This is a genomic window from Faecalicatena sp. (assembly GCF_058819085.1).
In genome coordinates, this window is sequence record NZ_JBZUUL010000029.1 from 1 (window position 1) to 23,129 (window position 23,129).

At 46.8% G+C, this 23,129-nt stretch carries 18 protein-coding genes and 1 riboswitch; of the genes, 6 read left to right on the plus strand and 12 right to left on the minus strand.

Going from position 1 to position 23,129, the window contains the following annotated elements; genetic code table 11:
- The 6 genes from glgP to AC4OGX_RS14770 form a co-directional block, all read right to left on the minus strand.
- Positions 1-1,752 (minus strand): glycogen/starch/alpha-glucan family phosphorylase (gene glgP, locus AC4OGX_RS14745; protein ID WP_493331345.1); only part of this gene is annotated, 1,752 nt, incomplete at its 3' end.
- A gap of 69 nt (positions 1,753-1,821) precedes the next feature.
- Positions 1,822-3,861, minus strand: coding sequence for an amylo-alpha-1,6-glucosidase (locus AC4OGX_RS14750; RefSeq protein ID WP_493331346.1), 2,040 nt, complete (start codon positions 3,859-3,861; stop codon positions 1,822-1,824).
- On the minus strand, positions 3,858-5,816 hold the full coding sequence (gene pulA / locus AC4OGX_RS14755; protein WP_493331347.1) for a type I pullulanase: 1,959 nt from the start codon (positions 5,814-5,816) through the stop codon (positions 3,858-3,860). The genes AC4OGX_RS14750 and pulA overlap by 4 nt, the downstream gene beginning before the upstream one ends.
- Positions 5,817-5,949: 133 nt before the next feature.
- Positions 5,950-6,810 (minus strand): sugar ABC transporter permease, encoded by an 861-nt coding sequence (locus tag AC4OGX_RS14760; RefSeq protein ID WP_493331348.1) that lies wholly within the window; start codon positions 6,808-6,810, stop codon positions 5,950-5,952.
- A complete protein-coding gene (locus tag AC4OGX_RS14765; protein WP_493331349.1) occupies positions 6,810-8,192 on the minus strand; it encodes a carbohydrate ABC transporter permease in 1,383 nt (460 codons plus the stop codon). The genes AC4OGX_RS14760 and AC4OGX_RS14765 overlap by 1 nt, the downstream gene beginning before the upstream one ends.
- 1 nt (position 8,193) lies before the next feature.
- Positions 8,194-9,465: an extracellular solute-binding protein gene (locus AC4OGX_RS14770; RefSeq protein ID WP_493331350.1), complete on the minus strand. Its 1,272-nt coding sequence runs from the start codon at positions 9,463-9,465 to the stop codon at positions 8,194-8,196.
- Positions 9,466-9,721: 256 nt separating this feature from the next.
- A riboswitch (purine riboswitch) is annotated at positions 9,722-9,817 on the plus strand.
- A 274-nt stretch (positions 9,818-10,091) separates the two neighbouring features.
- On the opposite strand from AC4OGX_RS14770, the gene AC4OGX_RS14775 reads away from it, so the two are divergent.
- A complete protein-coding gene (locus AC4OGX_RS14775) occupies positions 10,092-11,465 on the plus strand; it encodes an NCS2 family permease (RefSeq protein ID WP_493331351.1) in 1,374 nt (457 codons plus the stop codon).
- Between the two features lie 68 nt (positions 11,466-11,533).
- On the opposite strand, the gene AC4OGX_RS14780 is transcribed toward AC4OGX_RS14775, so the two are convergent.
- The 5 genes from AC4OGX_RS14780 to AC4OGX_RS14800 form a co-directional block, all read right to left on the minus strand.
- Positions 11,534-12,439 (minus strand): ketopantoate reductase family protein, encoded by a 906-nt coding sequence (locus AC4OGX_RS14780; protein WP_493331352.1) that lies wholly within the window; start codon positions 12,437-12,439, stop codon positions 11,534-11,536.
- 42 nt (positions 12,440-12,481) lie between these two features.
- The gene (locus AC4OGX_RS14785) at positions 12,482-13,189 is read right to left on the minus strand and encodes a DUF975 family protein (protein ID WP_493331353.1); all 708 of its coding nucleotides are present in this window, start codon (positions 13,187-13,189) and stop codon (positions 12,482-12,484) included.
- A gap of 127 nt (positions 13,190-13,316) precedes the next feature.
- Positions 13,317-14,732, minus strand: coding sequence for an MFS transporter (locus AC4OGX_RS14790; RefSeq protein ID WP_493331355.1), 1,416 nt, complete (start codon positions 14,730-14,732; stop codon positions 13,317-13,319).
- A gap of 21 nt (positions 14,733-14,753) precedes the next feature.
- On the minus strand, positions 14,754-16,463 hold the full coding sequence (locus tag AC4OGX_RS14795; RefSeq protein ID WP_493331356.1) for a glycoside hydrolase family 3 protein: 1,710 nt from the start codon (positions 16,461-16,463) through the stop codon (positions 14,754-14,756).
- Between the two features lie 51 nt (positions 16,464-16,514).
- Positions 16,515-17,363 (minus strand): HAD family hydrolase, encoded by an 849-nt coding sequence (locus AC4OGX_RS14800; protein ID WP_493331357.1) that lies wholly within the window; start codon positions 17,361-17,363, stop codon positions 16,515-16,517.
- 168 nt (positions 17,364-17,531) lie between these two features.
- On the opposite strand from AC4OGX_RS14800, the gene AC4OGX_RS14805 reads away from it, so the two are divergent.
- The 4 genes from AC4OGX_RS14805 (at position 17,532) to AC4OGX_RS14820 (ending at position 21,946) form a co-directional block, all read left to right on the plus strand.
- Positions 17,532-18,767, plus strand: coding sequence for a helix-turn-helix domain-containing protein (locus AC4OGX_RS14805; RefSeq protein ID WP_493331358.1), 1,236 nt, complete (start codon positions 17,532-17,534; stop codon positions 18,765-18,767).
- A gap of 139 nt (positions 18,768-18,906) precedes the next feature.
- Positions 18,907-20,184 carry a sugar ABC transporter substrate-binding protein gene (locus AC4OGX_RS14810; RefSeq protein WP_493331359.1) on the plus strand — a complete coding sequence of 426 codons (1,278 nt, stop codon included), beginning with the start codon at positions 18,907-18,909 and terminating at the stop codon, positions 20,182-20,184.
- Positions 20,185-20,231: 47 nt separating this feature from the next.
- Positions 20,232-21,107 (plus strand): carbohydrate ABC transporter permease, encoded by an 876-nt coding sequence (locus AC4OGX_RS14815; protein ID WP_493331360.1) that lies wholly within the window; start codon positions 20,232-20,234, stop codon positions 21,105-21,107.
- The gene (locus AC4OGX_RS14820) at positions 21,107-21,946 is read left to right on the plus strand and encodes a carbohydrate ABC transporter permease (protein ID WP_493331361.1); all 840 of its coding nucleotides are present in this window, start codon (positions 21,107-21,109) and stop codon (positions 21,944-21,946) included. Before AC4OGX_RS14815 ends, AC4OGX_RS14820 begins: the two co-directional genes overlap by 1 nt.
- A gap of 72 nt (positions 21,947-22,018) precedes the next feature.
- On the opposite strand, the gene AC4OGX_RS14825 is transcribed toward AC4OGX_RS14820, so the two are convergent.
- Positions 22,019-22,279 (minus strand): CD225/dispanin family protein, encoded by a 261-nt coding sequence (locus tag AC4OGX_RS14825; protein WP_493331362.1) that lies wholly within the window; start codon positions 22,277-22,279, stop codon positions 22,019-22,021.
- Here AC4OGX_RS14825 and AC4OGX_RS14830 point away from each other — a divergent pair.
- Complete coding sequence (locus AC4OGX_RS14830) at positions 22,256-23,089, plus strand: MBL fold metallo-hydrolase (protein ID WP_493331363.1); 834 nt, start codon at positions 22,256-22,258, stop codon at positions 23,087-23,089. The genes AC4OGX_RS14825 and AC4OGX_RS14830 overlap by 24 nt on opposite strands.
- The last annotated feature ends 40 nt before the right edge of the window (positions 23,090-23,129 follow it).

Genomic DNA, 23,129 nt, shown 5'->3' on the forward strand with positions numbered 1-23,129 from the left:
ATCGCAGGCCGGGATCAGCTTCTCTGCTTTTGTCACATTGTAGTTTTCTACCATCACCAGTTTCAGATATGGGCTGACCTGCGGATCATTGTCGATCAGCTGCTGCAGGCATAAGAGCAGGTGGATGATATCCTTTGCGATGGTATAAGCAGGGGCTGCCTTTGCTCCGAAGATCATCGTGACCGGACGTTTCGGCAGATTGCCCTTCTTGATCTCTTTATATTTATAGATCGCATACAATGCATTCATCTGCTGTCTCTTGTACTCGTGCAGACGCTTGATCTGGATATCGAATACACCGTTCTCGTCAAGATCCACGTTCTGTGTCATTTTCAGATATCTCTTCAATTCCACTTTGGCATTCTTCTTGATCTCTTTTAACTGATTCAGGACTGTCTCATCATCCTTGTATGCAAGAAGCTTCTCCAGTTCATCGGCATTTTCCATATATCCCGGCCCGATCAGCTCCTTTAAATATTCTGCCAGGCTGTGGTTGCAGTGTACCAGCCATCTGCGGAAGGTGATCCCGTTGGTCTTGTTGTTGAACTTCGCCGGATAAATGTCATAGAACGGCTTTAATTCTGACTCTTTGAGGATCTCTGTGTGCAGGGCCGCAACACCGTTTACTGCATATCCATAGTGGATATCAATATGTGCCATGTGGACACGGTCCTGTTTGTCGATGATATAGACTCTCTCATCATGGAAGTCTCTTCGCACCCTTGCATCCAGCTCACGGATGATCGGAAGCAGATGCGGAACGACCTTCTCAAGGTAATAAACCGGCCATTTCTCCAATGCCTCTGCCAGGATGGTGTGATTGGTATAAGCACAGGTCTTTCTTACAACATCTACGGCAGTGTCGATATTGAATCCTCTTGCAGTCAAAAGACGGATCAGTTCCGGGATGACCATGGTCGGGTGTGTGTCGTTGATCTGGATGCACACATGCTCATGAAGATGATACAGGTTGATGCCTTTCTGCTCTGCTTCCTTCAAGATCAGCTGTGCCGCATTGCTTACCATGAAATACTGCTGATAGATGCGCAGAAGCTGTCCCTTCTCATCGCTGTCATCCGGGTACAGAAACAGGGTCAGGTTCTTTTTGATATCTTCCTTGTCAAACTGGATCCCGTCATGAATGATGGACTCGTCAACCGTATCGATATCAAATAGATGAAGCTTATTGCATCCGCTGTGATATCCCGGCACATCAATGTCATACATCGTGGAAGTCAGTGTGAAGTCTTTAAACGGAACCTCAAAATGGCAGTCCGTCTTATTGAGCCAGGAATCTTTCGTGATCCACGGGTTCTTCTCCTCCTGCTGCTTGTTGTCGTGGAATTTCTGTAAAAATAATCCGTCGTGGTAGTTTAATCCGACTCCGTCACCTTCCAGTCCCAGTGTTGCGATGGAATCCAAAAAGCAGGCTGCCAGACGTCCCAGTCCGCCGTTTCCTAAGGACGGCTCCGGTTCGATCTCCTCGATCTCAGTCAGGCTGTGTCCGTGTTTTTCAAGGACCTCTCTTGTCTCTTCAAACAGTCCCAGGTTGATCAGGTTGTTGGACAACAGTTTTCCGATCAAAAACTCGGCTGATATGTAGTATAACTTTTTGCTGCCTTCATTTCTCTTCATTCCCTGCATCTTTTCCTTTGTCACCTCAAGCAGGGCCGCATAAATCTCTTCCTTCGCTGCTTCCTGAATGCTTTTCCCAAACTTCTGCTTAAGCATCATTTCCAATGCCTGTTCCATAAAAAATCTCCTTTCATGCGCCGCACCGCTTCCCGCTTCTGTAAGCGGTACTGTGCGGCCAGTTGAATCTTATTTTTCTATTTTCTCGTATACGCGGAGGATTTCGCCTACACTCCATGCCTGTGCAAAACAGCCCTTTGAAGCTGTGGGGTTTAAGCCGTCGTAAATCTCCGGCAGCTGGGCAATACAGCCCTCCCTCATTGCACTTTCCATGACCTCAAGTTCGTCCCTTACTGTCTGTTTTGCTTCTTCGCTGTCATCATGAACTTTCAGATAGGCCAGATAATATCCGCCCAGCGGGAATGTCCATACAGTTCCCTGATGGTATGCCATATCCCTCTCTTCCATAGGCCCCCCGTAGAATGGACGGAACTCTTTGTCCCCCTCTTCCAGGGTACGAAGCCCATATGGAGTATACAACTTTTTAAACACAGTTTCTACTATTTGTTTCTCTTTTTCCCTGTTTAACATCGTAAACGGCATGGAAACAGCCCAGATCTGATTGCATCTGACCTGCTCATCCGCGTAAGCTCCGGACAGGACATCCTTAAGGCACTGATTTTTCTCTGACCAGAATTTTTCCGTAAAGGACTCCTTCACCCTCCCGGCAAGCCGGGCATATTCTGCAGATGAGTATTCCAAGTCCTCATGCACGGGCGTCGTTATGAGCGCAGAAAACTTCTCCATGATACATAACGCATTATACCAGTAGGCATTGATCTCCACCGGCTTTCCATGACGGGGTGTGGGCAGCACATCCCCCACACGGACATCCATCCAGGTCACCTGTGCCAGTCCCTCTCCTGCCCGGATCAAGCCGTCCTCATCCATGCAGATCCCAAATTCCGTGCCCTTACGGTATCCTTTTATGATCCGCTCCATGACCGGAAAAACTTCTTTTACAAAGTCCAGATCAGAGGAGGCCTCATAATACAGGTATACACAATTGATAAACAAAAGCGCCGCATCCACCGTATTGTACAGCGGTTCACTGCCCCCTTCGGGGAAAAGATTCGGCATCAGACCGTTTCTCTCACTGAGTGCAAATGTTCTTAATATCTGCTTTGCCGTCTCAAACTGCCCGGTGGAGATGCACAGTCCCGGAAGTGCGATCATGGTGTCTCTGCCCCAGTCCTCGAAAAACGGAAAACCTGCCAGGATCGTCAGTCCTCCCGTTGATTCCCGTTTCGAAATAAACTGGGAGGCACTCTTTGCCAGAGTTTTCCCCATTTCTGAGGAAAACCCGGCACGTTTTGACCACTCCCTGCGGAAGTTCTTCACATCCTCTATCACATCCGCCGCTGTTTCTTCTGACAATTCCATCTCGAATATGACTTCCAGCGTCTTTTTCTCACCTGGTCCCACAGAGCATAAAATCTGATGGACTCCTTTCGCGGTTCCCTCTCCCCTTCTTCCATCGCAGGCATCATACCGGTAAGCATAGGTTTCACAGGTCTCTGCCAGGTCTGCTATCTTCCCGTTCGTCCTCACAAACAGCGTCAGATTCCCGCTTTTCAGGCTCTCCCTGTGATACAAATGGCTGCCGCTTATCAGCTGCTCCCTGCCCTTTCCCGGTATCTGTTTTGTTTCAATGATCTGTCCCGCATCCATGTCACTGCCTTTGGGGACAAATTGATAGAAGGGGGTAATACATAGCATACAATGTTCTTTTCCACGGTTTTCTATCTCATAGCGCAGTACGGCTGTGTTAGCCCCGGGCTTTAATCCAGCCTCTTTTAAAATCTTGACACTCTCCACCTGGTATTTCCAGACCGGAGTATCCTCGTAGGTGAAGGCAGACAAAAAACGGTATCCCTCTTCCCTGTGTCCGTCCGAAAACTCCTGGCTGGAGATGACCCGGCCGGAAACAGCCCGCCTTAACGTACGCTCTCCTTCCATGAACAGGACCTCCTCCTTTACTCTGTGCACCATGTTATAACGGTGATTCGGAGCCTGAACACACGCCATCAAAAGGGCATGGTCATTGCGGGATACCGCTCCTGTCATGGTCATGGAGGAAAAGCCGCCCAGGCCGTTTGTCATAAGATAACAGTTTTCTTCGCCGCGCTCTAATGTCTTCCAGTCGTGTTTCCCATAAATCCATTTCATATCTCTGTTTCCACTTTCTGATCTCGTTTTCCAAGTATCAGGATACTTACCGGCTCTACTGCCACCGGACCTGATACCGGCTCCGGATTTTTCCAGAGCATGCTGCTGTGAGCATCAGCCAGAACTTCCCAGCCTCTGCCGCTTAAAGCGATTTCCACCTCACGTTTGCTGCGGTTGTAGACGATCCGCAGAGTGCTCCACGCAGACGGAATCTGTTCCGAAGAGTTCTCCAGGTCAAAGCCTGCGATCCCCTCCTTTTTCCACTGTCTCCTGACCCGTTTCCACGCCTCTTTGGACTTGTCACATAAGCCCGGAAGCTGTTTTCTTAAGGCGATCAGCCCGCGGTAATACTCCACCAGCGAAGCTTCCTCGTATGCCTTCGTCCAGTCCAGACGGTTGATGCAAATCGGTGAGTTATAGCTGTCCGCGATCCCGTTCTTCGTCCTGCCGAACTCTTCCCCTGAGAGGAAGAATAAGCTCCCCTGGCAGGTCATGTAGATCCCTGATGCCAGCCGGTAAGCCTTTCGAAGCAGCACTTCATCCGAAATGGTCTCCGTAAGCTTATCCCAGAGAGTCTGATTATCGTGGGAAGAAACATACGTGATGACCTGGGACGGTGCCTTGATCTTTGGTGTCCTTTTATGGCACCATGCCTGCACGCTGTTTAAAACCGCGTCCTCGAATCCGTCTCCACCATTCACAAATCCAGGCTCATCAAGCTCGAAGACGGAGCCTTTGATGGCATCCCGGGTATCATCAGAAAACATCCCGATATTTTCATCCAGCTTCAGCATATTCTTTTTCAGTGCCTGATATGCACCGGGTTCCATTGCTGTCTTTGCGGCTGCCCACGGTTCTCCGAAGACCATCTTTTCCCCTTTTCCGTACCGCATATCCAGTTCCAGACGGATCTGATTCATCAGCTCTGTGTCCAGAAGCCCCATTAAGTCAAACCGGAATCCATCCATATGATACTCTTTGGCCCAGTACAGCACGGATTCCAGAATATATTTGCTGCACATAAAACGCTCGCTTGCCACATCATTACCGCAGGCGGAACCGTTGGATGGTGTTCCCCTCCCATCGGCACGGTAAAAGTACCAGGGCGCCGTCCGCTGGAACCAGGAGTCGCGGGAGTAGGTATGGTTATAGACCACATCCATGATCACCCGGAAGCCTGCTTTGTGAAGGGATTGGACAAGTTCCTTCAATTCCTTGATCCGCACCTCGCCATGCTCCGGATCTGAGGAATAAGAGCCTTCCGGCACATTGTAATTCACCGGATCATAGCCCCAGTTAAACTGGCTTTCCTCCCCCGCCTCGTCGACGGAGCCGTAATCGTAGACCGGCATCAGCTGTACATGGGTGACCCCCAGCTCTTTTAAGTATGAAATCCCCGTCGGATGCTTCCCGTCTCCGTTCAGTGTGGTGTCCGTATGTAAAAATGCCCGGTATTTTCCGCGGTCCTTTTCCGGAAAACCGCCTGCCGCATCCCAGGAAAACTCCTTTACATGCAGCTCATATATGATCCGCTCTCTGTCATACTCCGGGGCCTGATCCTCCTCCCAGCCTTCGGGATTGGTCCGCTTAAGATCCACCACCTGGCTGCGCTTTCCGTTCACACCGCAGGACTTGGCATAAGGGTCCGCCGAGAGCACCTCTTCCCCTTCCATCAGAAGGGTAAAATCATAATAGATCCCGTGCAGGTCTTCCTTTACAGCATATTCCCAGACGCCTTTTTCTTTTCGCTCCATCTGAAAGGAAGCATATGCCCCTCCCCCGCTGCCGTCTTCATACAGATTGATGGTGACCTGCTCTGCTGACGGACTCCACAAAAGGAATCTGGTTCCCGCCTCTGTACATGCAGCTCCTAAGTCATTTCCCTCATAGATATAATTGTCCTGAAATTCAGGACTGGAATAATATTCCTTCCACTGCCTGATCGTTCTTTTCATGTCGAATAACCTCATGATGTTCTTATTTTTCTATCATATTGTGTAAAACTTCCGATTTCCCGGTGTCACTATTTTTAGTAACGTCCAGGTAGTAAAAAATGGATACACGTCTCTGCATGTATCCATTTTTCGGTTAACCCTTTACTGCTCCGCCGGATACGCCTTCCACGTAATACTTCTGCATACTGATGAACAGAGCCGCGATCGGTATGGAGATCAGCACGCAGCCTGCGGCAAATTGTGTATAGTAATCATTGATAAATTCTCTCTCCAGCATCTTGAACAGCCCCAGAGCCACCGTATAGTTGTTGTAGTTATCTCCCATGATGACACTGGCAAAGATGAAGTCCATCCATGGCGCCATAAAAGAAGTCAGGACCGTATATACAATGATCGGCTTGGATAACGGCAGTGTAATCTTCCGAAAGATCTGGAACTTGGTCGCCCCATCCAGATATGCCGCCTCGTCCAGCGATTTTGGCAGGGTGTCAAAGAATCCCTTTGCAATGAAAAATCCGAGTCCTGCCCCTCCTGAGTAGACCATGATCAGCGCCAGAAGAGACTGTGTGATGCCGAGTCCTTTTAAAATATAGTATACCGCGATCATTGACATGAATCCAGGAAACATCCCCAGGATCAAAGCCACATTCATAAGCGGCTTTCTCATTTTAAAACGCATCCTTGACATGACGTAGGATACAGACAGTACAAAAAAGGTAGAGATCAGACAACTGAATACCGCTACAAATAAGGTGTTTCCAAACCATTTTAAGAAATAAAACTGGCTGTTATCTGTCAGCAGATTGACATAGTTTGCAAGCGTCAGCCCCTTGGGGAAGAAGTAGGAGGTGTAGGAACCGCCCTCCTCCCGAAAGGATGTCATGACTACCCAGAAGATGGGGATCAGCCAGATGACCGACAAAAGGGTAAGCGTTGCATAGGAAGCGACATCCCTGATTTTTTTATTTCTTGACATAGATCTTGTTTTCTTCATTATTGGAACGCCTCCTCATTGTTGTATGCAGATGTTCTTCTGTATGTAATCAGAGAGAATACTGCGGAAATGACAAATACAATGATACCGATCGCCGATGCATAACAGTAATCCTTACTTGTTACGGTCAGCTTATACAGCCAGGTAACGAGCAGGTCCGTCTTTCCTGCCTGGTAGTACTCCAGAGTGGACGGCCCGCCGGATGACAGCAGATATATCACATTAAAGTTATTAATATTTCCGATAAACTGTGTGATCAGGTACGGTGTTGTCACAAATAATACATATGGCATCGTGATTTTGCGGAACATGACTCTTGCATTTGCACCGTCCACACGTGCCGCCTCGTATAAGTCCGCCGGGATATTCATCAGAATACCGGAGGTGATCAGCATCGTATATGGAATACCGATCCACAGGTTGACGACAATGATCGTCACCTTTGCGAGTGTCGCATTGGTCAAAAACGGAATACTCTCCTGGATCACACCCCAGCTTTTCAGCAGAACATTCACAGCCCCCTCCGGCTGAAGCATGGTCTTCATGATCAGAAGGGATACAAAGGAAGGAATGGCAATGGATAAAACGAAGATCGTTCTCCAGAAGCCTTTAAACTTCACTCCCTTTCGGTTGATCAGAAGCGCTAACAGGATTCCGCCTATATAGTTTAGCACGGTGGCAAATACAGCCCATGTGATCGTCCATCCCAGGATCGGCCAGAAGGTCTTGGAGATCGTGCTGCCGGAGCCTAAGATGGTCACGAAGTTATCCAGCCCAATCCAGGTAAACAGATTTCCCGGCGGCTGATGTGCGTTATCGTAATTTGTAAACGCGACCAGGATCATATATACCAGCGGCAGTACCGTAAATGCCAGGATGCCCATCATCGGAAGTGTCAGCATGGTGCGGTTGAATTTTGCATCGAAATATACTTTCACATCATCCAGAAATCCCGGGATCTTCTTACCTGCCTGTTCAAGCTTCTGTACCTCGAGAGCAGACTTTAGATTGGCCCGCCAGATCAGTACGAAGAATGCGATAACGAACAGACAGACCACTCCGTATAACAGAAGGAGCATGGAGTTATCGCCCTCTGCCAGGACGTCGATCCCAAGGGCTTCGTCATAGACCCACCCCTGCGTCTGTGTTCCCAGTGTTGTCATGTGTCCCAGTGCGTTCCCACCATTGACCACCATATAGAAGATAAACGCTGCTTCACTCAGCAGGAAGAGCAGACCTTTTACGATCTGCCTTCTGCGTAAGCTGGCGCATCCCATGATGAGCATTGATGCCTTTGTCCAGATATCTCCCTCTTTGATGACTCTCTTAAGGAGGCCTCCTTCGGACTTCTTACCCATTTTTTTCGGCTTATTTTTACTCATATTAATCACCCAGCTTAGAAAGAATTCCCTCTACCATAGTGTCCATCGTTTTCTGCATATTGTCCTTGGTCACCGCTTTGGCGATGCAGTCCTGTCCAAATGCCTCCATCGGGCTCCAGAAGTTTGCGATCTGCGGAATGGATGGCTGTACCGTGGAAGTCTCAACCTGTTTGGAGAGAACCTCAACAGCCGGGCTTGTGCTTAACAGTTCGGTATCTGCTGCCAGCTTTTTATTGGTCGGAGCGGAATTTCTCACTTCAAAACGTGTCTTCTGGCACTTTTCGCTGGTCAGATATTCAGCCAGGAGCATTGCCTCTGCCGGGTATTTTGTCTGGGCATTGATCCCATATAAGTTAAAGTTAACGATCGTACTTGGGGACACTTCCGTTCCATCCTCCAGGGTAATGGTCGGTACGGTTGCCACGCCGAAGTTATCTCCTAAGAACTCTTTTAATGCTGCTGCATTCCATGTTCCGGTCAGGCTGGCGCCTAACTTGCCTTCCTTGAAGCTTGCCAGTAAAAGTGCATCGTCCTGGTTCTTCACCTTCGGGTTTGTGCAGAGGTCTAACAGGTAATCTCCCACAAGTACACCCTTTTCATTGTTAAAGTCACACTGCTTCGGATCTGTTCCGTCCTCACCGAATAAGGTGCATCCCGCTCCGAAGAAGAATGCGGATGAATACCATCCGTTGTCAAGGTCCATAGAAAAATTTGTCACACCAGCGCCTAGATCCTTTGCAAGCATAGTATCTAAGCTCTTTACTTCCTCCTCTGTATATTTGCTTTTGTCATAATACATAAAGAAGGAGTTGGATGTGTTCGGATAGCCGTACATCTCACCGTCTATTGTTGCCGCGTCCACAGAGTTTTCCACATTGTCTGCGATAATTTTATCTTTATTTTTCGTGATCCTGTAAAGTGCTCCGGCAGACTGTAACTCTGCGATCTGGTCAGAAGCAAATTCGAAGATATCTGCCGCTACAGTCGGGTCCTTTAAAACCTCATTCTTGGCATCAGCCGCACTGACTACCGCGGTCTCAATGCTCCAGTCTGCTGCCTCCGGGTTGTCTGCTTTGAAATCCTCGATGATTCCCTTGAGCATGTCCTGGTCTTCCTGTGACCCCCAGACCTTTAACTTTGCATCCTTGGCATAGCCTGCGGTCTTTGCCGTCCCGTCTGCTGATTTTGTCTCCTTCTTGTCAGAGCCGCATCCTGCTAACATGGATACTGCCATTACACCTGCTAAAAAAACTGATAAAACTTTCTTCTTCATTTTCTTCTCCTTTTCCTTCACTTAGTGGCTTGTTTAACTGTCTCGAATTATAGCACCCGTGAAAAAGGAGGATATACAAATAAATAAACCTCGAATATCAATTTTTATACACGATGTTTATTGAGTATTTTAATACTGTATACGGTACGTTTTGAAAAGTATTAGTATTTTTTACTAATTTTCAAATTTCTAATTGATTTTTTTTGGTAAATAGTGTATGGTATTAATAACATTTAAACACGTTGTAAGATAATCGAATAATTTCAGGTTGTAAATTTATATATGCTCATAATTGGTTGAGCGTTTCTACCAGCTACCGTAATAGCTGCCTATAAATTTCCCGGTCGTTTCATGCAGGGAAAGTAGGTATATCTGTTTCCGGTAGTTTTTTTATTACCCATTTTTCTTTATATTTCCACTCCCGCATGAAATACTAATTAAATACAACAGCCATCCTCAAGTTTTTAACCGGCCAATCATAGCAAGAAAGGGAGGTGCTTATTTTCATTTGCTTCGATCTGGCAGACCGGACGGCAGGATTTATTGGCTGTTTATAAAAATTAATCACTAATTTTACTAGCTCGCAGGGGATGTTTACCCCCGGGAGTGGAGGTAGGAGGGAAATCATGAATTTAGAAAAAATATTTCATCTGAAAGAAAACCACACTGACGTGAAGACGGAGATACTCGCTGGTATCACCACCTTTATGACTATGGCCTATATCCTGGCCGTTAACCCAAACATTCTGGCAGAATCCGGAATGGACAGAGGCGCAGTATTTACGGCAACAGCACTGGCTGCATTTATCGCAACCTGCCTGATGGCACTTTTGTCCAATTATCCATTCGTTCTTGCACCAGGTATGGGACTGAATGCTTACTTTACTTATACAGTTGTTATGGGAATGGGTTATACCTGGCAGCAGGCTTTGAGTGCCGTGTTTGTAGAAGGTCTTATCTTCATCCTGTTGTCTTTGACCAATGTCCGGGAGGCGATCTTCAATGCGATTCCTATGAACTTAAAACATGCGGTCTCCGTAGGTATCGGTCTGTTTATCGCATTTATCGGACTTCAGAATGCAAAGATCGTTGTGGACTCTTCCACTTTGGTCAGCATGTTCTCTTTTAAAAGCTCTATTAAAAATGGTACATTCAACACAGAAGGAATCACTGTGCTGCTCGCCCTGATCGGACTTTTGATCACATCTATCCTTGTAATCAAGCAGGTGAAGGGAAATATCCTCTGGGGAATCTTAAGTACCTGGGTGCTTGGGATCATCTGCCAGTTAGTCGGGCTCTACAAGCCGACACCGGATGCCGGATGGTTCAGCTTACTGCCTGATTTTTCAGCAGGATTTTCTGTTCCGAGCCTGGCACCGACCTTTGGACATTTAGACTTTTCCATCGTATTTACCTTAGACTTCGTGATCATCATGTTTGCATTCCTTTTTGTAGATATGTTTGATACACTTGGAACATTGATCGGTGTTGCATCCAAAGCCGATATGCTGGATAAGAACGGAAAACTTCCTAAAATCAGAGGCGCCCTGTTAGCTGACGCTGTCGGTACTTCTGTTGGTGCGGTACTTGGAACCTCTACAACGACAACGTTTGTGGAAAGTGCTTCCGGTGTATCCGAAGGTGGACGTACAGGACTGACGAGTATCACCGCAGCGATCCTGTTTGGGCTGTCACTGTTCTTGTCACCGATCTTCCTGGCGATCCCGTCCTTTGCAACAGCTCCTGCACTGATCATCGTAGGCTTCCTGATGCTGACCTCTATCGTCAAGATCGATTTTAACGATTACACAGAGACGCTTCCGGCATTCATCTGTATCATCGCAATGCCGTTTATGTACAGTATTTCCGAAGGTATCGCACTGGGAGTCATCTCTTATGTAGTTATCAACCTTCTGACAGGAAAGGCAAAGGAAAAGAAGATCAGCGCATTAATGTATGTACTGGCGGTCCTGTTTGTACTTAAATATGTATTGATCTAGTATATATTGATCTAGTTTTCTTCCAAAAGAGGGGGGCTGACGCTTAATACGTCAACCCCCTCTTCTGTTCAATATTCTTTTTCGATCTCCTGAACCATCTGATAGAGCTTTTCATTTACAGGTACCTGTATATGATGCTTCTTCCCCAGTTCTATGACCGTTCCCGCGAACATCTCTACCTCTGAACGTCTCCCGGCCACCCGGTCCTGAGCCATGGACGGGATCCCCTCAGGATCCAGCGTCTCAAGAAGTCTCACGTAATAGTCCCGGTCAGCCCCGGTAAGCGGGATTCCTTCTGCGTTTCCGACCGCGATCACCTCTTCCATGGCTGCAACCATCGTATCATGGGCTTCACCAGCCTTAAGAACTCCTGCATAATTGGTTCCATAAGTCATGCAGGTCTGATTCACACCTACATTCAGCATGAATTTCCCCCAGATGCGGTGCATGATATCCGCGTCCTTCTGATAGGGCATATAAATCTCATCGAAGAACTTTGAGACTGCCTCCACATTCTTCTCCTGCTGAGGCTCTTTTGCCCCGATACACAGCTCTCCCATCTGGGTATACTTAAGCTCATTGCCAAATTTCATCGCATCCATCCCCTGGGCCACTGTGTAGATCATCTTGTCTGCACCGTACTGCTGTGCGATCCGGTCTTCACTGCTGATCCCGTTCATCACTGACATGATGATGGTGCTGTCTCCGACACAGTTTTTCATGGTCTCGATTGCCGAGGAAAGGCCGTTGTATTTTACCGCCACGATCACAAGATCTGCCTTTTCCGCTTTCTCGCAGTCCTCCATGCGGAAGGTCTGTTCTCTCTTATTGCATAAAAACACCTGGCCTTCATATCTCTCAAGCCTGGATCTGTCCATCACAAAAGAAACTGCATCCTCTCCTGCATGCTCCTTGATATAATCTGCATACATCACCCCAAGGGCTCCCATACCGATCATCTTAACCCTCATCATTCATCCTCCCCCATGATCGTTTCAATATTCAGCATAGATCCCTTATCTGATATATCCGTTCTGATATGCCATCTCACGATTCGCTGCGTACAGCTCGGCGAAAGTTGCCTGGCGGTACGGCTCTACATAAAACACTCCCAGAATGCCTCCTGTCATTGCTGACAGAAGAACCCATCCGATAAAGGATAAATCTAATACAAAGGTATTCCACTTCTGTCCCGTCATCATTCTCTTACTGATCAAAAATGCTTCTTCTCTCGGCATCGCCGGGTTTTCCGCCAGAATATATGGTATCATCCGATATTCATAGAACTTGATGATCCCTGGAATTAGAAACAAAAGTGACCATAAAACTGTAAACAGATCTCTCAGAAACATAACGATGACTACATTTACATAACTGCCAGACTTGAAAACATATCCAAGAGTTCCGACTCTTGGTGTCTCCGTCTGATTCAGGATAAAGAACCTGCTTCCACCTACCAGCAGAGCATTCCCCACAAAGATCCCCAGTATGATCAGTCCCAGTGCGATCACTCCGGCGACCATGACAAACGTTGCATAGAGCAGCGCATTTGGAGAAAAAATGCTGTCTCCATTATAAGCATGATTCTCCCTGACGCTCTTCGCACTTGATGATGAAAATGCTGCCGTTATGATCATCATTACCAGGGCTACTAAGACCGATGACCAGTAATTTCTGTAGAATGCCTGTTTCCCTCTCATTTTTAAATCTGCCCGCATCCACATAATAAATTCAACCTCCTGTGTATATTAGCCTTTTCCCAGTACATCGTAAATTATTGCATAGATGCTGTACTAGAAGCTTTCTCCATTATACTACCTGAGGAAGTTAAAATCCACAAATTTTCTGTATCTAATGAGAATCTCGTTCTTCCTGATCTCTTTTTGCCCGCAGATACTCTACATTTGCCTCTACCTTTTTCTTTGTAAGAGGATAGACGAAGATCAGCATCAAAGCGACGCAGATAAAGAGGATGCCTGGTACAATCGTTGCCAGATTGTAAAGTCCCTTTAACACTTCCTCCGTCTGTGTCTTTGCAGCGGACACATACCCGATCAGCCCCAGAGCGTAGCCGCCCAGTCCGCCGGCAAGTGCCTGCCCCACTTTCCTTGCAAAGGAGTATACCGCATATACCGTACCATCCTCACGCTTTCCTGTCCGAACTTCCACATCGTCGATCACATCGATAATGTTTGCCCAGATGATCAGGTTAAAATAATTTACACCTAAGAATCCGACGGCTGCAATGAGCATGAACATCCATACATTTTTTACCTTTAAAAGTCCCAGAACCAGGAACACAGCTCCTGTGAAAATAGTTGCTGCAGCTGCAGACTCTTTTTTTCCAAATCTTTTAACAACAACACCTGTGATCGTTGCCATCAAGAGCGAACAAACCATCGTAATCATATTATAGGTTGAAAGTGCCTTTACATTCCCAAAATAATCTGCATATAAATATGTATTGACACTGGAGAGCATCAGAGAACTTAACAGCAGGAAAATAGCCGCTCCCACGATCCCAAGCAATGCCCTGTTAGAAAAGATCGCCCCAAAGGTTTTGCCAAGAGAGATCTTCTCTGCATTCGGATCGGGTTTGATCTTGATACGCTCTGTGGTGCATTTGTAACAGATCACATAGCAGATGATCGCGCAGACAGAGAAAATTCCTGCAACTACCGGGAATATCTTCCCGTCATTACGGATCACCTGTGCTCCGGTGGAATCTGTCATATAAATGATCATCGGGCCGCCCACACCGATCACCAGCTGTGCAAGAGTTGCACCGATGCTTCGGAATGTGGAGAGTGCGGTACGCTCCTCCGGGACGTCTGTGATGGCGGATGCCATAGAACCATAAGGAATGTTGATTCCTGTATAACAGATACTGCCCCAAAGAATGTACGTCACATACATATAGATGATCTTAACGGTCATGGATGCTCCTGCCATGGAGGACTGATACATCAAAAAGCTGGCGATTGCAACAGGGCCTGCCATGATACGGATCCAGCGCTTGAACTTTCCATCCTTCCCGGGATTACAGGTATCTACAATCCGCCCCATCGTTACATCTGTAAATGCATCCACAAATCTCGCTACTAAAAACAGCGTTCCGACTGCTGCTCCGCTGATTCCCAGTACCTTCATATAAAATACCATGAGGAATGTACTGGAGAATATGAACGTGAAATCATTTCCAAAGTCACCGAACATATAACCAATTTTATCTTTAATTCCAAACGGCTTTACTGCTTTTTCATTCATCTTATACCTCCCTGAATCCAGTTAAAATCTGGTTTCCCATCTTCCGCAGAATACGTTCTCGTTGTATCTTCCTTTAAATTCACTTTCTCCCATCATTTTTTCCAACACGGCGGCGAAGCTTTCATGGTGATCCATGTAGGCATTGATATAGCATCTTGCCATCGGCACATCGATCAGATTATTGGTGTTGCTTAAAGATACAACAAATGTGGGCAGCTCTGACATGTACCATGGCTGTTTTGCCGGTTCGTCCCATTTGATACGCATTGTATTATACTGGGCAAATCCCTGTATATTGAGGATCAAAAGAACGCAGTCGAACTTCTTCTTAAATTCCTCCATTTTCCCTTTCTTTGCTGCTACCCGGGAATCGACCTCAAAGCCCGCCTCCTCTAACTGGGATACGATATCGGCTATGATATTCTGATCGTTAGACTCGAATTTTGTCCCCGCGATCACAGTCGCTTCTGAGCCGATGTAAACTAGTTTGATTCTTTTATACCTTTTTGGTGTCATCGGAAGGTAATTCAGACGGTCTTTTACAAGTGTCACATACTGGTCTGCAAGCTCTCTGGATATCTCATGATGCTCCTGACAGCCAACTACTTTCAGATTTTCCCTCGGAGCCGTCAGTCTGCCTTCTTTCTGCAGGATGTGCAGATTCAAGGCGGCCTTGACACCCAGGATCCTGTGAAGTGCATCATTCAATCGTTCCTCTGTGATGATCCCGTTTTTGTAGCCTTCCATCATGTAACCAAAATCCTCTTCTCTGTCGTTGAAAAACAGGTACATGTCACACCCGGCTGCGATCGCCTGTGGAACCTGCTGATATCTTGGTATGGCGGCACCAAACATCCCGATCATATGGGAGGCATCCGTGACGACCAATCCGTTAAAACCAAGTTCCCCCTTTAACAGGTCCGTGATCAGCTCCGGCGCCAATGTTGCCGGACGGATATCTTCTTCCTTTATACCGGGGCGCAGTTTTCTGGAATATGCAGGAAGCGCGATATGCCCCGCCATGATCGTCATGACGCCCTCACCGATCAATTCCCTGTAGACCTTTCCGAAGGTACGGTCCCATGTTTCACAGTCAAGATCATTGACTCCCATGATCAAATGCTGGTCATTTTCCTCTGTCCCGTCTCCCGGAAAGTGCTTCATACAGGTCGCAATATTCTGTGTTTTCATCCCTTTAAAGAATGCTTTTGAATATCGGATCACATCATCCGGATCGTGATTAAAGGCCCGAAGCTGCACGATCGTATTCCGCCAGTTATAGGTCAGATCCACAACAGGTGCGAAATTCCAGTTACAGCCTACCGCGGCTGCCTCTCTTGCGGAAACCTCGGCCATACGGTATACCGCATCCTCGGAATCGATCGCTGCCATTGCTGCGCCATTGGCAATCGGTGTACCGCCCAGCGTACCGCCATTTCCTCCGGCCTCACAGTTGGAGGCGATCAGAAGCGGGATCTTTGTTGTCTTCTGCAGACAGTCCGCCATATCCCACAGTTCTTCCTTTGGCGCATTGTGGTAACGGATCGCACCCGGATGATATGTATCCAGGACTTTCTTTATATTTTCCGGCTTTCTTTCTTCCTCATTTGCCACCATATTGACAAAAAGCTGTCCGATCTTCTCCTCATCTGTCATACCGGCAATGGTATCTTCCACCCATTGAATCTGCTCTTCATTCAGATAATACGGTTTCTCTTTTAAATTCACCATGTTGGTTCCTCCTGATTCCTTTCCTTTTATTCTTCTGCTTCTTTTCTTCCCTTATCGTTCCTTTGTAAGATTTTCTACAAAGCGCTTCGTAAGCCCGGCCTGATATTCCCCTGCAAAGGTTTTATCCTTCATCTTTTCCACAGCGGCCTCCAGATTTTCCCAGCTTTCTGCCTCCTTAGATACAAGGACCGGATAATAGAATATTCCGTTCGCCCGGGCAGCCTCCAGGTCCCCCGGTGCATCCCCGGTCATCATGACATGATCTTTCAGATAACCATAAGACATCAGTTTTTCGATACAGCTCTTCTTTGAACCGGCATCCTGTGCCAGAAGCACGTCCACGGATTTAAGAAGGCCAAACCTGCCCCATTCTGCCCGCACTGCTTCATAATTTGCAGAAGAGACCACTGCGATATCGCACGTTCTATGAAGTCTTTCGATCACCTCCCCGACATGCTCAAAAGGCTTAATCTCTTCTTCCGGCAGCTTTTGGATGGCTTCATTGACCGCCTCAGACCACTTCAGTGCCTTTTTTAAACAGATACTGCCTGTCGCTTCCACGGCTCTTTTAAGTGCAGCATTTGACAGCTCGTCTGACTCCCTGGTCCATTGGACCAATGTCTCTATATCCTCGATCTTCCTTCCTTTTTGGTCTATTTCCTCCAGAGCCGCTGCCAGTCCCTTGAAACGGTTGATCCCTCTGCTCATAGAATACAGATTTATTTGATTCCACCGTTTCAGGATCCGTTCCCGGTCGTCCTCCAGATCCCACTCTGCCGTCATACACGGCCCAAAACAGCGGATATGCTTGATATCCATACTGTCAATGGCACATCCGTCTGAATCAATGCAGATCAGGTAGTCGTTTTTCTTTTTAAAATCTGAAAAAGGCTGATTCATTGTATGATTCCTCTCTTTCTCTTACTGATATATCTAAAATACTCGTTTTTAAAGTTCAAAAGAATAATAATATCCATTGTTTTTAGCACAATTTTATGTTATTTTATTTTATAGAATTATTTTGTATTATTTTAAACTAATATTGTATTACTTTTGTGAGGTGCAAATATGGAACATAAGCAGTTGGAACTTTTTCAGGAGGCCGTGACCGCATGCAACGTAAGCTGCTGTGTCATTTTTAAAGATAATTCCAATCTGTCGCGGACAGATAATGGACTCCGTCTGCATCTGTATGAAGACTACAATTACCAGGCTTTACAGTTTTTCCTAGAACAATACGTCACTTCCGGGAAAATCGTGCGATACAGGGACTCTTTCGGGATGTTCTATCTGTTTCTTCATCTTCCTTCCTTATTTTTATATGATTATGAATCACCTCATTTTGTGATAGGCCCTTATCTGGAATGTACCCCCGGATCTGAGGCGCTTCTAAAGACAATGGAAAATCTCTCGATCCCGCAGGAGCTGTTCGAGGATATCCGGTTGTTTTATGCCTCCACTCCTGTGCTTTCCAATATAGAGAGTTTTGAATCTCTTGTACTGAATCTTTCCCGGGGACTCTTCCACACTGAGTATACCGTTTCACACCTTCCGGACGAGGGGACGATCCAGATGGAGCATTCTCCGCTGATCTTAAAAGTCCGTAAAAATCCTGAGATCTCCGTCAGCACCATTGAAGAGCGGTATCAGGTAGAGAACCAGATGCTTGAGGCTGTCTCCAAGGGAGATGAAAAAAGAGCCCATGAGCTTCACCAAAAATTCCAGACCTTTCAGCTAAGGCCCAGGTCTGAGAATGCACTTTTAAACAAGAAACACGGTGTGATCATCCTGAATACACTTTTTCGGAAAGCCATTGAAGCGGGCGGAGTACATCCGCTGTATATTGATGACCTGTCCGGTAAATTTGCCATTCTGATCAACGAGGCACGTTCAGAACGCGAGCTGGACCATCTGTCGTCAGATATGCTGCATAAGTACTGCCTGATGGTAAAAAACCACTCGATGACAGGTTATTCACCAGTAATCAAGGACGTGATCTCCTATATTGATTTTCATTATGCCGAGGACTTAAATCTTGCCTTTTTTGCAGAGCTATTCTGTATGAACAAGAATTATCTCTCAAGCCTGTTTAAGAGGGAGACTCAGACCACGCTGACCGATTATATCCATCAGGTACGCTTAAGACGTGCGATCACGCTGATCAATTCTTCCTCCCTGTCCATCACCACTGTGGCGGCATCCTGCGGATATAATGACATCAATTATTTCATCCGGATCTTTAAAAGGGCGTATGGGATGTCACCGAAACAGTACCAAAAGTCCATCCTGAAAAATAAGATATAGGCCAAGTCAATAAAAGACTTTATTTATGGAAAAAATATATCGGTAAATCATGCTTGAATCTTGCAACTGCCGTTTGGATTGGATATACTTGACTAACAAGCGGATAAAACTTGTCGAATGATGCACAAAGGAGGATTTTATGAAAAAGAAACTATTAAGTGTACTTTTATGTACTGCTTTGATCGGAACACTAGCGGCCGGCTGTGGTTCTGACAAGAAAACAGAAGATACAAAAAAAGAGGACACAAAAAAATCTGACGGAAAAGAAATCACCGTCATGGTACCGGAATGGGCTGTTCCAAGCGATGATATGCTGAATGCATTCACCGAGGAAAGCGGGATCAATGTCGTTATGAACGTAGTTAGCTGGGATGATATCCGTGACAAGGTAGCCATCGCTGCTTCCGGCGGGGCTGCTGCTGCAGATGTCATCGAAGTAGACTGGTCCTGGGTCGGAGAGATGAACAGCGCCGGATGGCTGGAAGAGATCGAGATGAGCGACGAGGATAAGGCAGATATGCCGACACTGGAGACATTTTCCATCGACGGAAAAGTCCTGGCTGTCCCATATGCCAATGACTATCGTATCGCATATTATAACAAGGAGCATTTCAAACAGGCCGGGATCGAGACGGCACCCAAGACATGGGATGAAGTCTATGATGCTTTAAAGAAGATCAAGGAGGCCGGGATCGCAGAGTATCCTTACACCATGCCGATGAACGCAGACGAATCTGCTACTACCTCTATGATGTGGATGGCTTACTCCAGAAGCGGACAGGTCTTCAATGATGACGGAACACTCAACCAGGATGCCGTCCTGGATGCCCTTACATTTGAAAAGAAACTGGTTGACGAGGGATTCACGGACCCGGCACTTAAGACCGCATCCGGAATGGACGCTTACCGCAAGCTGACAGCAGGTGAGGCAAGCTTCATGGTTGGACCGACCAAGTTTGTCGGGATCAGCAGCAACGAAGAAGAATGCAGTGTTGTCGGACAGATCGAAGCGATCCTGCTGCCGGGCAGGGATGCAGCATCTGATAGGACCATGCCGCTGCCGGAAGCAGTCGGTGTAACCAAGTTCTCAGAAAATAAAGATGCTGCAAAAGAGTTTGTAAAGTGGTATACTTCAGCAGAGACACAGAAAGAGCTTTACCAGGCAAACAGCTCCATTCCTACAAGAAATTCTGTACTCGGTGATCTGATCGACGACGGTACGATCCAGAATGCCGGTGCAATGCTTGATGAGGCAAAGCTGATCCAGTCTCCGTTCCCGAACGGTATCCCGGATTATTACTCTGAGATGAGCAACGCGATCTATAATAATGTCAACAAAATGGTACTTGGAGAGGCTTCTGCCAAGGAAGCATTCGATGCCATGAATAAGAAGGTCAATGAGTTAGCAGGCAAATAAAAACTCATGGAACTTCAAAGCACGAAAGAAGCGGAGAATCACAGACTATGAAGAAAAAACACAAAGGGGCGCTGGGCATTGCGCTCCTTTTGCCAATTATTATCATCATGGCAGTACTGGTGTACTACCCGATCATTAAGACATTTTCATACAGTATGCAGAAAATGAAGCTGACGGCACCGCAGGATACCGGTTTTGTGGGCTTTGACAACTACCGTGCAGTCCTGAGTTCAGATTCCTTCTGGTACAGTCTGCAGAATACCTTGTTTCTGCTGGCCGTTGTTGTCCTTTTAACGACTGTTTTCGGCATCTGCGTAGCTCTGATGCTAAATGTAGATACGAAGATTTCCGGGCTTTTAATGGCTGCAGCCATCCTGCCCTGGGCACTGCCCCCGGTCGTAAACGGAATCATCTGGCGCTTTATTTTTTATCCCGGATATGGATTCATGAATAAGCTGCTGATCAGTCTGGGCTTTATTGACCAGCCAATTGAGTGGATGTCACGCCGGTTCCTCCTGCTTTTCGTTGTAGCTGTCGTAGTTGCCTGGCGGAGTATCCCTTTCACTGCAATCGTATGCCTGGCAGGGCTTCGTGCAATTCCCCATGAATTCTATGAGGCAGCAAGGATCGACGGAGCCGGAAGATGGAGCTCTTTTCGGTATATCACGGGACCCCTGATGATGCCTTTTGTGGGAATCGGAATTACATCCGCCTCTATCACTGCCATCAATATCTTTGACGAGATCGTTGCTCTGGCAGGATACAGTGACCTTGGAAAAAATCTGCTGATCGAGAGCTACCTCACCACCTTCTCCTTCCTTGATTTTGGAAAGGGGAGTGCGCTGACCTATATCATCATGCTGATCTCAGCAGTATTAGGCTTTTTCTATTTGAGGAATCTGACCAGGGAGGTGGAATACTAATGAAGACGAAAAGTGGAAAACTACTCTATTTCATCGTCGTGGTGATCTTCCTTATTTTTACGGCAGGTCCGTTTATATGGGCATTCCTAGTATCCGTTACGCCGGAATTTGAGATGTTCAAGAATACCATGAGGATGCTGCCAAGCAAGTTGAACTGGGAGAATTATACCACTCTTTTCACGGCTTCCTCCAGACAAAATACGATCCTCTTCCAGGGAATGCAAAATTCCTTAAAGGCCGTGGGGATCACGCTGCTGATCGGGCTTCCGGTTGCCATGATATCTGCATATTCTCTTGCAAGGCTTAAGTTCAAAGGGAAAAAACTGATTAAAAATGCGATCCTGATCACCATGGTCATTCCCGTATTTGCCACCGTGATCCCGCTGTACCGGATCTTTGTATCCTATCAGCTTTTGGATAACATGTTCTGGCTCAGTCTGGTATATGCAAGCTCTTTCCTGCCTATGAGTATATGGCTGATGATCAATTATTTTTCTACGATTCCTGTAGAAATTGAGGAAGCTGCCCGGGTGGACGGCTGCGGACGGATCCGAACCTTTTTTGAGATCCTGATGCCGATCGCTTATCCGGTCGTGATCTCCAGCGCGCTGATCATGTTCCTAAGTGCATGGAACCAATTTCAGATCCCACTGATCCTGGCCTCCTCCTTTCAGACAAAGCCAGTGTCCATTGTGACAAGTGAGTTTATGGTAAAGGATTCCATTCAGTACGGGATCACTGCGGCGGGAGGGCTGATCGCGATCATACCGCCTGCTGCCACAGCATTGATACTCAGGAAATATCTGGTGTCAGGAATGACTCGGGGGACGGGGAAATAGAATTGATGCTGGAAATGTATCTAATGAAAAAAGGCAGGGAAGATCTCTTGATGTGAGGCTTTCCTGCCTTTGTTAGAGAAGCAGAAAACGTATAATATAGTATATAAGCCCCACTCCTCCCCCAATGATCAGAAAAATCTTTGCCTTCTTCGCATACTCCCGGGCTTCATCCATCATACCCGCCTGCTGAGCTACACTAATCTTGCTTGCAAATATAATAGCTGGAATTCCCAGTAAAACAGAACAGCAGAGCGTAGACAAAATAGCAAGGACTAAATACACCGTTGAATTAATCGTTGTCTCTGGGGTATGGTTACAGTTATTGGTAATCATAAATTTGCCCTCCCGCTATTTCCTTATCATCAGGCCGCTGTCTTCTATCTTGGACAGGAAGGCTTTTTATTCAAATATCAGGAAACTTATCTATTGATCGATCCCTACCTCACAGATTATGTGGATCGAAACTGCTGCACAGACACCGTGATCTGGAGGCGGAAATATCCTGCGCCGATCACTGCCTCTGAGCTGGATTTTATTGACTATGTATTCTGTACACACGCCCATTTTGACCATGCGGACCCTGACACACTTTCTGTACTGAATCAGGTGAATCAAAATATTAAATTTATTGTTCCCTATGCTTTGGAGGCCCCTCTGATGTCCTACGGTATCGCAAAGGAGCGGATCATCTGCATGGATGGGGATCAGACACTTTCACTGGGCCAGATTCAGGTCACTACTGTTCCTGCTGCCCATGAAGAGCTGCATTTTGACAGAAAAGGACATTATGAGGAATTAGGATATAAGCTTAAACTGGGAGATATCACCGTATTCCATGCAGGAGACTGCTGTGTCTATGACGGACTGCCCGGCCGTCTCGACAAGGTAGACATTGGCTTCCTGCCGGTCAACGGGCGGGATCATTACCGCCTGCGTGATGATATCATCGGAAATATGGACAGCCGGGAGGCCGTGCTGCTGGCTAAGAATACCGGCATCAAATTGCTGGTGCCTATGCATTTCGACCTCTATGAGATCAATGAGGTCAACCCCGCTTACTTTGTGGACTGCCTGTTCCGGCTGAACAGGTCACAGCAGTTCCATATCTTCGCCCCGGGAGAAGAATATATTTACGAAGCCTAAAGAAAAATAAGATGGCTTCATTCCCGCCGCACTGCCGTTT